Here is a 12,654-nt window from a genome sequence, read left to right as displayed (position 1 = left end):
ACAACCAGGGGCATTCCGCGCCCCGTAGCTAGTGCATGGGGCGGCTTTGGAAGCGATCAAGAATCTGGTGACGCAACTCGGCACCAAGCGGCTCGCGATGATGGGCGGTGTGGCGTTCGCGCTGCTCGCGGCACTCACCGTGGTGGCAATGAGCAGCTCCAAGTCGAACATGGGCTATCTCTACACCGATCTCGATCCCGCCGCGGCGTCGACGATCACCGAGAAGCTGAAGGCCCAGAACGTCCCCTACACCCTTTCCGCCGACGGCACCGCGATCATGGCGCCGGAGGACAAGCTCGCCCAGCTGCGGATGAGCATGGCCGGCGAGAAGCTGGGCGGCAAGATCGGCTATGAGGTACTCGACTCCGAACAGCCCTTCGGCGTGTCCGCAAGCCGCGCCAAGATGAACGAGACGCGCGCGATCGAAGGCGAGCTCGCCAAGTCGATCCAGACCATCCAGACCGTCACCGCGGCCCGCGTCCACATCGTCATGCCCGAGCGCGCGATGTTCGCGAGCGAAAGCCGCAAGGCGACGGCTGCCGTCACGGTGAAGACCAAGGGGCATATGGGATCGGAGCAGATCGCCTCGATCCGCTATCTCGTTTCCTCCTCGGTGCCCGAGCTTTCGCCGGACGCGGTCTCGGTCGTCGACCAGACCGGCGCGCTGCTCGCCCGCGCGGGCGATCCCGATACCGCCGGCGCCGCCGATGCCGACGAGCGCCAGCAGGCGGTGGAAGCCAAGCTGCGCGACGAGATCGAGGCACTGCTCCAGCCGATCGTCGGCGAGGGCAAGGTCCGCGCCGAAGTCTCGGCCCAGATCGACCGCGACCAGACCCGTGAGGAATCGAACGTGTTCGATCCCGACAAGCAGGTCGTCGCCCGCAAGGTGAGCGTCGAGACCGGCGACCAGAACAAGGAAAACGAGGCCGGCCCGCAGACCACCTCGGTCTCCAACCAGCTGCCCGATGCCAAGGCCAATCCGGCCGCGCCCGGCACCTCGCGCCAGTCGGCCAGCAACCAGACTTCGGAAGACACCACCTTCTCGAACAGCTCGACCAAGACGGTCACGCTGCGCGCGCCGGGCAAGGTCACCCGCCTCACCATCGCGGTGATGGTCGATGGCGGCCCCAAGGGCCTGCCGACCGACCAGATCCAGCGCCTCCAGCGCCTGGTGGAGAATGCCACCGGCATCGACACCCAGCGCGGCGACAGCGTGGTGGTGGAGAGCATGCCCTTCTCGGCGGTGCCCGTCGAGGACGCCAAGGAGAGCCTCTTCTCCAAGCTGCCGATGGACAAGATCTGGACCTTCCTCCAGCTCGCCCTGATCGCCGGCGTCGGCCTGCTCGCGCTGCGCATGCTCAAGCCCAAGCCGGAGCCGCTGGCGATCGAGCCCGAGATGATGGCGCTCGAGGCCCAGCAGCAACAGCAGCACAATGAAGAGATGCGCCTGCTCACGGCCCGCGCCGCCGACGGTGATCCGGAAGCGCTCCAGCAGCTCGAGCAGATGACGGCGAGCGACGCCCCGCTGCTCGATCAGGAAATCGCCCTCGCCCAGGTGGATGGGCGGATCAAGCTCTCCGCGCTGAAGCGGATCGGCTCGGCCATCGCCGCGAGCCCGCCTGAGGCGGCCTCGGTGATCCGCCAGTGGATGAACGCATAGGATTTTTGCAGATGAACATCGATCCCCACGACATCATCCCGTCGGACGGCCCCGAGCCCCAGCCGGCCCCCGCCCCCGATTTCGAGGATTTCGAGCTGCCGGGCAGCACGCCCGAAGCGCAGAACAGCAGCGCCGGCCTGGAGGCCGTGCATGACGTGCCGGTCAAGGTACAGGCCGTGCTCGGCCGCGCGCGGATGCCGATCGGCGACCTGCTGGCGCTCAGTTCGGGGACCGTGCTCGAACTGGACCGCCGGGTCGGCGAACCGGTCGACATCTTCGTCAACGACCGGCTGATCGCCCGCGGCGAAGTCGTGCTGATCGACAACGCGCTGGGCGTCACGCTCACCGAAATCGTGCGGCCCGACCGTTGATGGCCAGCTCCATACGCATGCTCCTGATCGGTGCGCCGGGCAGCGAGTTCCGCCTCGCCGCCGAGCTGGCGCGCAGCGCCGGCGCCGAAGTGGCGATGGCCGACACGCCGGCCGACGGCCTGATCCAGCTGCGCCAGGGCGGCGCAGATCTGGTGATGATCGACGTCGAGGCGGACATCGCCGGCTTCATGGCGAGCATCCGCAGCGAACGCTTCACCATCGCGGTGCTGGCCTGCGGCATCGATGCCCCGGCCGAGCGCGCGGTTGCGGCGATCCGCGCCGGCGCCCGCGATTACGTACCGCTTCCGCCGCAACGCGAACTGATCGCGGCGGCCATTGCCTCGGTCGTCGAGCGCAAGGCCCCGGCCTGGATCGGCGTTCACCCCGCCCTCGCCCGCGCGCTCTCGCTTGCCGCGGGCGTCGCCCCCAGCAGCGCGCCGGTGCTGATCACCGGCGAGAAGGGCAGCGGCAAGGAAATGATGGCGCGTGCCGTGCACGATGCCTCGGGCCGTCCGCAGCCGATGCTGGTCGCCGAATGCGCCGGGGTTGCCCCCGACGTGCTCGAATCCGAGCTGTTCGGCCATGAGGCCGGCGCCTTTCCGGGCGCGGTCGCCCGCCGCATCGGTCGGCTCGAAAAGGCCGGCCATGGCACCGTGCTGATCCGCGAAGTGGGCATGCTGTCGCCCGCGCTCCAGGCCAAACTGCACGACGTGCTCCAGAAGCAGCAGTTCCGCCGCCTGGCGGGCAACGAGCTGATCCCGTTCCATGCGCGGCTGATCGCGACATCGAGCCTGAACCTCGACGCGCTGGTCGACAGCGGTTCGTTCCGCGCCGATCTGCTGGTCCGGCTGGGGCTGGTCCGCGTCGAGGTGCCGCCGCTCCGCGCCCGCGGCGAGGACATCCTCGCCCTCGCCCGCTATTTCGCCAAGCGCCATGCCGAAGTCGACGGCGTGCCCGAGCGCGCCTTCACCGACGAGGCACTGGCGCTGCTCCAGCGCTACAGCTGGCCGGGCAACATCCGCGAACTGGACGAGACGGTGCATCGCGCCATCCTGCTCGGCCGCGGCGCCGCGATCACGCCGGGCGACCTGGTGCGTGCCGACGGCACCCCGCTTGCCGACCTCAATGCCGATGCGAACGCGCTCGACATCAACAGCCTGGTCGGCCGCACGGTGGAAGAGGTGGAGCGCGAGCTGATCCTCCAGACGCTCGAGCGCTGCCACGGCAACCGCACCTCGGCATCGAACATCCTCGGCATCTCGGTGCGCACGATGCGCAACAAGCTGCGCACCTTCATCGAGGCGGGCATCGCCGTCTCGCCCGCCCCTTGATCCTTCCAGGGAACCGGTAACCGCTTATGCCCCCCGCCGTCCTGAACCTGTTCCAACGCATCGGCGCCAACCGCGACATGGCGCTGGCCGGTGGCGTGATCGCGATCATCGCGATGCTGATCCTGCCGATGCCGGGCTGGCTGCTCGACATGGGGCTGGCCTTGTCCATCACCCTCTCGGTGATGATCCTGATGACGGCGCTGTTCATCGAGAAGCCGCTGGAACTCAGCGCCTTCCCGACGATCCTGCTGATCGCGACGATGTTGCGGCTGGGCCTCAACCTCGCCTCGACGCGCCTGATCCTCGGCCACGGCCATGAGGGGCATGACGCGGCCGGCGGCGTGATCGGGGCCTTTGGCGAGTTCCTGATGGGCGGCGAGACCGTGATCGGCCTCACCATCTTCATCATCCTGGTGGTCATCAACTTCGTCGTCATCACCAAGGGTGCGGGCCGCATCGCCGAAGTCGCCGCGCGCTTCAGCCTGGACTCGATGCCCGGCAAGCAGATGGCGATCGACGCCGATCTCTCCGCCGGCATGATCAACGAGGAACAGGCCAAGGCCCGCCGCGCCGAAGTGGAGGCCGAGAGCGGCTTCTACGGCGCGATGGACGGTGCCTCGAAATTCGTGAAGGGCGACGCGATCGCCGGCCTGCTGATCACCGCGATCAACATCGTCGTCGGCCTCGCCATGGGCGTGATCGTCCACGGCGTGCCGGTGGGCGAGGCGTTCCGCACCTATACCGTGCTCACCGCCGGCGACGGTCTGGTCAGCCAGATCCCAGCGCTGATCGTCTCGACCGCCGCCGGCCTGCTCGTCTCCAAGGGCGGCGTGGCGGGCAAGACCGGCGCCGCGCTCGGCGACCAGCTCGGCCGCTATCCCAAGGCCTTCGGGATGGTCTCGTTCCTGATGGGCGCGCTGGCGCTGATGCCGGGCCTGCCCTTCATCCCGTTTGCCGCCTTCTCGGCGCTGTCGGGTTGGGCCGCTTGGGACATGTCGAGGCGCGCGCGCGCCAAGGAAGCCAAGGCCCGCCTCGCCGCCGCGCAGGAAGTCGCCCAGGCCCAGGCCGTCGAGCAGCCGATCTCGCAGACGCTGGCGATCGACGCGGTGCGCGTCGAGATCGGCTACGCGCTGCTGCCGATGATCAACGACGATACCCGCGAACCGCGGCTCGACGACCAGGTGCGCGCGCTGCGCCGCCAGATGGCGACCGAGTTCGGCTTCGTCCTGCCCTCGGTCCGCATCATCGACAATATGGGCCTGAAACCCAACGAATATGTCATCTCGATCAAGGAGACCGAGGCGGCGCGCGGCGACATCCGGCTGGAGAAGCTGCTGCTGATCAACCCGGGCGGCGGCCCGGTCGGCCTGCCGGGCGAGCTGACCAAGGAGCCGGTGTTCGGCCTGCCCGCCTTGTGGATCGATCGCGAGCTGCGCGACGAAGCCGGCTTCCGCGGCCTCACCGTGGTCGACTGCGGCACGATCATCGCCACGCACCTCACCGAGCTGGTGAAGGACAATATCTCCGATCTGCTTTCCTATACCGAGACACAGAAGCTGCTGACCGAAGTCCACAAGGAATCGGAAAAGCTGGTGGCGGACATCATCCCGTCGAAGGTCTCGATCTCGGGCGTGCAGCGGATCCTGCAGAACCTGCTCGCCGAAGGCATCTCGATCCGCGACGTGCCGACGATCCTCGAAGGCATCGCGGAGTCGGCGCCGCACAGCAACAACCTCACCTACATCACCGAGCATGTCCGCAGCCGCCTGGCCCGTCAGATCAGCGCCTCGCAGGCGCGCGGCGATGCGATCCCGGTAGTGACGCTCTCGGCCGACTGGGACCAGGCGTTCGCGGACAGCATCCTCGGCACCGGCGACGATCGCCAGCTGGCGATGGCGCCCTCGGCGCTCCAGCAGTTCATCGGCGCGGTGCGCGAGACCTATGACCGACTGGCGCAGGACGGCGAGATCCCCTGCCTGCTCACCAGCCCGTCGATCCGTCCGTTCGTCCGCTCGATCATCGAACGTGTGCGCCCTGCGACGGTGGTCCTGTCGCAGAACGAAATCCACGCGCGCGCGCGCATCCGCGCGCTCGGCGTAATTGGCTGATCGGGCCCGCGGGTGGAACGATCCCTCTATAATGGTCTGGAAGGGCTGCACTTCCGCCCTGCGCATGAGGCGACTGCATGAACGTCACGAACATCGGCTCTCCCCTTGCAACCTCCGCCACACCAGCGGCTGGTGCCGATGCCGCGACGGGCACAGGATTTGCAGGGCTGCTCGGCACCGGCACGGCCAATGCCGCACAAGCCGGCCTGGTGTTCGGCACGCCCGTCTTCGGATCCTTCGCGACGACGCAGCCCGCGACGATCCCAGCACAGACCGGCGCCGCGCTGCTGCCCGGCAGCGCGGACGCCGAGACGCTGCCGGTCTCGAGTGATCGTCCCCAGGTGCCGATGACGCAGCTGCTCGCTACCGCCGCCCCGATAGCCGCGGCCCCCACGGTGGTGGCAGGTGGCAACCCGCTGGCCGATGCCATTGCCAAGGCCCTTGCGAAACCTGTCGCCCCAGCCACCGGCGAGCTGAAACCGAGCGATGTCGCCGCCGCGACGCCAAACCCAGTCGAGGCGGCGCCCAAGACGCCGACCGCCGCGCAACCCGCCAACGTCGCGAAGACGGCCGTGACGCGCGTCCTGGCCAAAATCACCCCGCCGGCAGATGCGACCGCTGGGCAGCCGCAGGCGGGGGACGGTGTCGCCCTCGACGCCCCGGCCAAGCCCGACGCGGACGGACTGGCGCTTCCGGAAGCCACGCTCCCGGCGAAGACCAGCGGCAAGCCGCTCCGCACGAAACCGTCCGACGACCTGCCCGCCGCGCCCGACGTGGCGGTGGCGGGCGCCCGAGCGCAACCCCAGCCTGTCGCGGTGCCCCAGGCTACCGCCGTACAGGCCGCCCCGACGGTGCCGGCAGCGCCTCGCACGACCGCTACGGCGAAGAACGAAGGCACGATCGCGGTCCGCACGAGCAAAGTGGAGACGGCAATCGCCGGCGATACCACGCCCACCCCGGCTGCTGCGGACAAGACGACCGAGCTCGCCCGCGCCGTGGCCGGCCAAGCGGGCAGCGGGGCCGCCGATAGCGGTGCCAAGGGCGAAGGCAACCCGCAGCCTTTTGCGCAGCAACTCGCCGCGGTCGATACCCGGCACGTGGCCGTTCAGCCGCTGCCTACCGCCACGCCGACCCAGGCTGCAGCCCCGGCGGCCGCCGCCCACACCGCAGCGCCCGCGTCCGGCGAGCCCGTGATCAACGGCCGCGTCGGCGAACTCGGCCGCAGCCTCGGCGTCGAGATCGCGCGCAAGGTGGATGCCGGCGAGGATACGCTGCGGGTTCGCCTCAACCCCGCCGAGCTCGGCCGCGTCGAAGTGACGCTGGCGTTCGACGACAATGGCCGCGTCCAGGCGACGATGCGGGCGGACAGCCAGCACACGCTCGACCTGCTGCGCCAGGACGCCCCCGACCTCGGCCGCGCGCTCGATCAGGCGGGCATCCGCAGCGACGCCGGCAGCTTCCGCTTCGAGAGCCGCGACGGCGGTACCGGCAGCAATGCGAACGGCCAGTCGGCCTCGCAGCAGCAGGGGCAGTCGCGCGGCAGCAACCAGCAGTTTCAGGACGAACCCGACATCCAGACCGCAGCCTATCGCCCGGTCCGGAGCGACGGCCAGGTCGACCTCATCGCCTAGGAGTAGCGCATGACCCTCGTTTCTTCCGCCACCAGCTCGACCAGCGCCGCGCAGAGCTCGACCAGCGCTGCGACCGCATCGCTCACCGGCGACTACAACATGTTCCTGAAACTGCTCACCACGCAGCTGCAGAACCAGGATCCCACCAATCCCATGGACAGCAGCCAGTACACGCAGCAGCTGGTCCAGTATTCGCAGGTAGAACAGTCGATCAAGCAGAACACGACGCTGAATTCGATCCTGTCGAACCTCAACATGACCTCGCTCACCACCACCTCGGCGGTGATCGGTCAGCCGGTGCGGCTCGATTCCGACAAGGCGGCGCTCAGCGCATCGGCACCGGCGCAATGGGACTGGAGCGCGACCAACGCGGTCTCCGGCCTCACCGCCACCATTCTCGACGACAAGGGCAGCAAGGTCGACAGCTTCGATCTGAAGGTGAGCGGCACGTCGGGCAACTTCAGCTGGGACGGCACCACCAGCACCGGCAAGAAGGTGGACAGCGGTCTTTACCAGCTGCAGCTGACGGGGACGACGGACGCGGGCGCAAAGATCACCACCACTGCCAATGCAGTCGGCAAGGTTGACGACGTCCAGATGATCAATGGATCCCCGGTGATTTCGGTGAACGGAGCACAGTACCCCACGAGCATGATCCTACGCATCACCAAGTAAGTTACTTCTACCGTAACGATACGTAAGGGGATCTGCCTAGGTACAAATCCTGTAGCCCGATAGAACCAGTTTCGTTTCTCTTCGTGCGGGATTTCCGATATAACAATAGCAGGAGCAGCGAGGACGTTCCGATCCCCTCACGATCTTCGCTCTCCCCTAATTGCCGGGCCCCCCCCGCCTGGCACAGCGGCAGGCCAGTTCCCCCCAACTGGCCTGCCGCTCGCATTTCGGGGAACGGCCGAGCCGGCCTGCCGCGCCGCGGCCTTGCATCCCTGCCCGCCCTGCCTCCCGATGCGGAGCGGACGCCATGTCGGGTTGCTGCTACGCCAGCCGGCGGCGCCGCCTCCCCCCTTCCTTCTGCGTCCCGGGTTCCAGAGATGGAGCCCCGCACGACACGCCGGGCACGAGGAAACCGTGCTGCGCGCCGGGGTCAGTGAACGCGCGCTTCGGCCCGCCGGGTGAGTTCGCGGGCATGGGCGGCAACGATGGAAAGCTCGGCGTAGAGCCGGTCCCAGAAGGGCGCCGCGATCTCCAGGGCCTCCAGGCCTCCCTGGCGCAGCACGAGGCATGCCGACGGATCGAGATCGAGACTGAGGCGCGTGGAGAAGGTGCCGTCGACATGCTCTTCCGGCAGCCCCTGCGGCACCGAAAGCCGCGCCGACATGATGTAGCCGGCCAGCACGTCGACGCCATATCCATCGAGCAGGACGCGCGGACGGCCGTTCAGATCGGGTCGTTCCAGCACCACCAGCGCACCCGCGGGATGCTCCTCGACGCTCACGCGCAGGCGCCCGCCAAAGGCATCGGTAATTTCACGAATGCGCGGAAACAATGCCGGCTCTCCCCTTCTCGATCCCTGTAGAAACGCCGCGTATAGCTTGCACCCTCACGGCAAACAAAAAAAGAGGGTCGGGATGGCGAACCATCCCGACCCCCTCAAGCCTTTGGCCCCCAGGGTTGGGCCTTGGGCTCTTAGCGGAACAGCGACGTGATGGTCTGCGGCGCCTGGTTGGCGATCGACAGAGCCTGCACACCGAGCTGCTGCTTGACCTGCAGCGCCTGCAGCTTCGCCGATTCCTTCGCCAGATCGGCGTCGACGAGGTTGCCGATGCCGCTGTCGATCACGTCCGAGAGCTTGCTGGTAAACGCCTGCTGGGCGTCGATCTTGCGCGAAGCCGCGCCGAGCTTGCCCAGAACCGCCGTCAGGTTGCTCTGCGTGGTGGTGATCGTGTCGATCATCGCCTGGGCCGAAGCCTGGGTGCTGATCGTCGCGGTCGAGGCGATCGTGATGTTCGAGCCGCCGAGGTCCAGCGCCTGGTTGGCAACCGAGAGCGAGTCCGGGTTCCAGGCCGTGGTCGCGGTGTTCGAGTCCTGCAGCGACTGCAGGGCCGTCACGGTGCCGCCGCCGCTCTTCAGCAGGTTGGTGCCGTTGAAGTTGGCCGAGTTCACGATCGTGGTGATCTGGTCACGCAGCGCGGTGAAGTCGTTGTTCAGCTGGGTACGGCTGTCCGTGGTCTGGCCGGCGTCAGCAGCCTGATAGGCCTTCGCCTTCATCTGGTTGACGATGTCGGAGATCTGCTCGGCACCGGCAACCGCGACGTCGGTCACGCTCTTGGCGCGGCTGAGCGACGAAGAAACCGACTTGAGGCCGCCCAGATCGCTGCGAAGGCCCTGGGCGATCGTGTAGGTCGCCGAGTCATCCTTGGTCGACGAAACCGCGAGACCGGTGTTGATGCGGCTCTGGGTGGTCGACAGGTCCTTCTGCGTCTGGCTCAGGCTCTGCAGAGCCGCCATCGCGCCGACGTTGGTGTTAACGGAAAAAGCCATGGTGATTTCCTTCTTGGAATAGAGCCGCTTCTGCGACCCGGGCCGGAAGCGCCGACCCTCGACCGGGCGCTTGCTGCGCCCTGCACGATCATTGTGGGAAGAAAATCGCCTCCATCAAAATTTCTCCTGAAAATTTTGATGGTTACCGGATGATTAAGGTAAAGTTTCGGTAAATATGAAAAGGGCTCGCCGCGACAAGCGACGAGCCCTTCACTGTATATCAACGCGCTATTGACGATCAGAACGGGAAGAGGGCATCGTAGATCTGCTGCCCCCAGCGCGCCTGCTGCGCGTCGGTCAGTTGGCCCTTGCCGCCATAGATCACGCGCGCTTCGGCGATCTGGCTGTGCTGGATCGAATTGTCGCGGGCGATGTCCTCCGGCCGGATGATGCCGGTGACGATCAGCTCGCGCATCTCGAAGTTCACCCGCACTTCCTGCCGGCCGCGGATCATCAAATTGCCATTGGGCAGCACCTGGGTAACGATCGCGGCCATCGTCATGTTGATCGTCTCCGATCGGTTGGTCGTGCCGCCGCCGGTGTATTTGGAGGTGGAGCTGGTGTCGACCAGCTTTGAAGGATCGCTTCCGGTCAGCTTCTTGAGCGGCGTCTCCAAACCGAGCAAGCCCGCGACGCCGCCCGCTTCGCTGCCCCCGCGCGTGCGCGAGGTGTTGTTGCCGATATCGGCCTTGTCGGCGATCGCGATCTTGATCGTCAGGATGTCGCCCACCCGGCCGGCGCGCTGATCGCGGAAGAAGGCGCCGGCGCCGGTGCGGAACAGCGACGCGGTCGGCGCGCTGGCCGGCTGCGCCGGGCGCGTACGGTTCGAGCGATCGAGCGGCGAGGCCAGCGACGGCTCGACATCCGGCGCATCGACCGGGTCCATCGCGGTGAGCTTCGGCGCCTTGCCGACCGATTTCAGCCGGCCGACCGCACCGCAGCCCGAAAGCGTGGCGGTGAGCGCCACCGCCAGAATGATCTTACGCATATACCTGTCCCTCAGGGAGTGGAGATCCGCACCGTGCCCGAGCCATCGACGATGCCGTCGAGCGTGCGGTTGGTAGCGGTGACGACGATCCGCACCGGATCGCCCTGGGCGCCGCCGCCGAGCGCACGCCCGGCCGCGGTGATGACGAGCGAGCCGGACACGATCTTCGCCGTGACGGGCTCGCCGCGCTTGACCAGCTGCGGTTTCATCACGTCGCCTTGGCGCACAACGGTGCCGGTCGACAGCGCACGCGCCGCCTCCATACCGATGACCTGCTCCGGGCGCAGCGCACCGCGCGCTCCGGCTTCTGGCCGGGTCTCGATCGAAAGGTCGCCCTGTTCGATCCGCTCCCCACGCGCGACCGGCTGCTGAACCACCGCCACCGGTACGTCTTGGGCAGGAGCCGCCGCCAGCAGCGCGAGGCCCAGCAGCGCGGACATCAGCGCAGCTGGCTGGTCGTCGCCAGCATCTCGTCGGCAGTCTTCACCACGCGGCTGTTCATCTCATAGGCGCGCTGGGCGGTGATCAGCGAGGTGATTTCCGAGACCGGGTTGACGTTCGAGGCCTCGATGAAGCCTTGGGTCAGCGTGCCCATACCCGGGTCGCCGGGCGCGGCCACCGTCGGCTGGCCCGATGCCGCGGTCTCGACGAACAGGTTACCGCCCTTCGCCTCGAGCCCGGACTCGTTCATGAAGCGGGCAAGCTGGAGCTGGCCGAGCTGCTGCGGCTGGGTGTTGCCCGCCACCGTCACCTCGACCAGGCCGGTCTTCGACACGCTGACGTCGAGTGCACCCTGCGGCAGCGTGATGCCCGGCTCCACCGGATAGCCGTCCTGCGTCACCAGTTCGCCCTGGTCGGAAACCTGGAAGGAGCCGTCGCGGGTATAGGCGGTGGTACCGTCCGGCATCTTCACCTGAAAATAGCCATGGCCCTGGATCGCCAGATCATAGGGATTGCCGGTCTGGGTCGTCGCGCCCTGCTCGTTGATGCGATAGACCCCGCCCGTCTTCACGCCCGAACCGATCTGGATGCCGGCGGGCACCTTGGTCTCGCCCCCCGTCGAGGCACCGGGCCGCGACACCTGCTGGTAGAGCAGGTCCTGGAACTCGGCGCGCTGCTTCTTGTACGCGGTGGTGTTCATGTTCGCGATGTTGTTCGAGATCACATCGACATTGGTCTGCTGGGCCAGCATGCCGGTCGCAGCGATGGAGAGCGTACGCATGGTTTTGATTCCTCTATGAAATTCAGCTGACGCGGCCGAGCTTGTCGATCGCGCTCTTGCGCATGTCCGACATCGAGTTCGAAAGGCTCTGGCTGGTCTGGTAGGCGCGAAGGATCTGGATCATGTCGGTCGTCTCGACGATCGCATTGACGTTCGAGCCCTCGACACCGCCGCTCACCAGCTTGGTCGCGCTGGCCGGCAGCTCGCGGCCACCGGTCGCGCTGAACATGCCGTTACCGCGCGGATCGACCACCGCCTCGTCGTTGAACACCGTCACCGCGATACGGCCGAGCGGGCCGTTCTCGCCCATCACCGTGCCGTCGGCATTCACATTGACCTTGCCGGCTTCCTCAGGCGGAATCTTGATCGGCTTGCCGCCCTCGCCCAGGATCACCTGGCCGCCGGCGGTGGCGAGTTCGCCGCTCTCCAGCACCTTCACATAGCCTGCGCGCGTGTAGGCGGTGGTGCCGTCGCCGGCCTGAACCGCCAGATAGCCCGGCCCGTCGATCATCACGTCGAGCGGGTTGCCGGTCGGCTGGAAGGCGCCATTCGAGGCATCGTGCACCGCGCCGTAATCCAGCACGAACGATGTCTTTTCGGCGGGCTTCACCGCGCTGTCGGTGTTCTCCACATATTCGCGGAACACCGGCTGCTCGCGCTTGAACCCGACCGTATTCATGTTGGCGAGGTTGTTCGCCACCACATCCATCCGGCGCCGCAGCGCCTGCTCCTGGCTGAGGAGCACATAAGAAGAGATGTCCACCGGACCGTCCTTCGAAAAATGGTCACTAGGCAGAAATTGCCGGGTGACGGTTCTATAATAGAGGGAAATCGGACGTGC

Annotated in this window: 12 protein-coding genes; 6 read left to right on the top strand and 6 right to left on the bottom strand. The window is 67.2% G+C overall.

Annotated elements, in window-relative coordinates; genetic code table 11:
• Positions 1-46: 46 nt before the first annotated feature.
• The 6 genes from fliF to QZ814_RS06055 all read left to right on the top strand — a co-directional run bounded on the left by fliF (position 47) and on the right by QZ814_RS06055 (position 7,776).
• Positions 47-1,660: a flagellar basal-body MS-ring/collar protein FliF gene (gene fliF / locus QZ814_RS06080; protein ID WP_294330226.1), complete on the top strand. Its 1,614-nt coding sequence runs from the start codon at positions 47-49 to the stop codon at positions 1,658-1,660.
• 11 nt (positions 1,661-1,671) lie between these two features.
• A complete protein-coding gene (fliN, locus tag QZ814_RS06075) occupies positions 1,672-2,031 on the top strand; it encodes a flagellar motor switch protein FliN (RefSeq protein WP_294330224.1) in 360 nt (119 codons plus the stop codon).
• On the top strand, positions 2,031-3,362 hold the full coding sequence (locus QZ814_RS06070; RefSeq protein WP_294330222.1) for a sigma-54 dependent transcriptional regulator: 1,332 nt from the start codon (positions 2,031-2,033) through the stop codon (positions 3,360-3,362). Before fliN ends, QZ814_RS06070 begins: the two co-directional genes overlap by 1 nt.
• 26 nt (positions 3,363-3,388) lie before the next feature.
• The gene (flhA, locus tag QZ814_RS06065) at positions 3,389-5,470 is read left to right on the top strand and encodes a flagellar biosynthesis protein FlhA (protein ID WP_294330220.1); all 2,082 of its coding nucleotides are present in this window, start codon (positions 3,389-3,391) and stop codon (positions 5,468-5,470) included.
• A gap of 77 nt (positions 5,471-5,547) precedes the next feature.
• Complete coding sequence (locus tag QZ814_RS06060; protein WP_294330219.1) at positions 5,548-7,101, top strand: flagellar hook-length control protein FliK; 1,554 nt, start codon at positions 5,548-5,550, stop codon at positions 7,099-7,101.
• Positions 7,102-7,110: 9 nt separating this feature from the next.
• Entirely contained in the window at positions 7,111-7,776 is a 666-nt protein-coding gene (locus tag QZ814_RS06055) for a flagellar hook capping FlgD N-terminal domain-containing protein (protein WP_294330218.1), read from the top strand.
• A gap of 430 nt (positions 7,777-8,206) precedes the next feature.
• Here the strand turns inward: QZ814_RS06055 and QZ814_RS06050 are convergent, their stop codons facing one another.
• The 6 genes from QZ814_RS06050 to QZ814_RS06025 form a co-directional block, all read right to left on the bottom strand.
• Positions 8,207-8,608 (bottom strand): hypothetical protein, encoded by a 402-nt coding sequence (locus QZ814_RS06050; protein ID WP_294330216.1) that lies wholly within the window; start codon positions 8,606-8,608, stop codon positions 8,207-8,209.
• Between the two features lie 140 nt (positions 8,609-8,748).
• Entirely contained in the window at positions 8,749-9,603 is an 855-nt protein-coding gene (locus QZ814_RS06045; RefSeq protein ID WP_294330214.1) for a flagellin, read from the bottom strand.
• A gap of 238 nt (positions 9,604-9,841) precedes the next feature.
• Positions 9,842-10,591: a flagellar basal body L-ring protein FlgH gene (gene flgH, locus QZ814_RS06040; protein WP_294330212.1), complete on the bottom strand. Its 750-nt coding sequence runs from the start codon at positions 10,589-10,591 to the stop codon at positions 9,842-9,844.
• 11 nt (positions 10,592-10,602) lie between these two features.
• The gene (gene flgA, locus QZ814_RS06035; protein WP_294330211.1) at positions 10,603-11,031 is read right to left on the bottom strand and encodes a flagellar basal body P-ring formation chaperone FlgA; all 429 of its coding nucleotides are present in this window, start codon (positions 11,029-11,031) and stop codon (positions 10,603-10,605) included.
• On the bottom strand, positions 11,031-11,813 hold the full coding sequence (gene flgG / locus QZ814_RS06030; protein ID WP_294330209.1) for a flagellar basal-body rod protein FlgG: 783 nt from the start codon (positions 11,811-11,813) through the stop codon (positions 11,031-11,033). Before flgG ends, flgA begins: the two co-directional genes overlap by 1 nt.
• Positions 11,814-11,835: 22 nt before the next feature.
• Positions 11,836-12,576, bottom strand: coding sequence for a flagellar hook-basal body complex protein (locus QZ814_RS06025; RefSeq protein ID WP_294330208.1), 741 nt, complete (start codon positions 12,574-12,576; stop codon positions 11,836-11,838).
• Positions 12,577-12,654: the final 78 nt, after the last annotated feature.

This window comes from uncultured Sphingomonas sp., from assembly GCF_913777625.1.
Classification (GTDB): Bacteria; Pseudomonadota; Alphaproteobacteria; order Sphingomonadales; family Sphingomonadaceae; genus Sphingomonas.
This window is presented reverse-complemented; position numbering and strand designations above follow the sequence as displayed.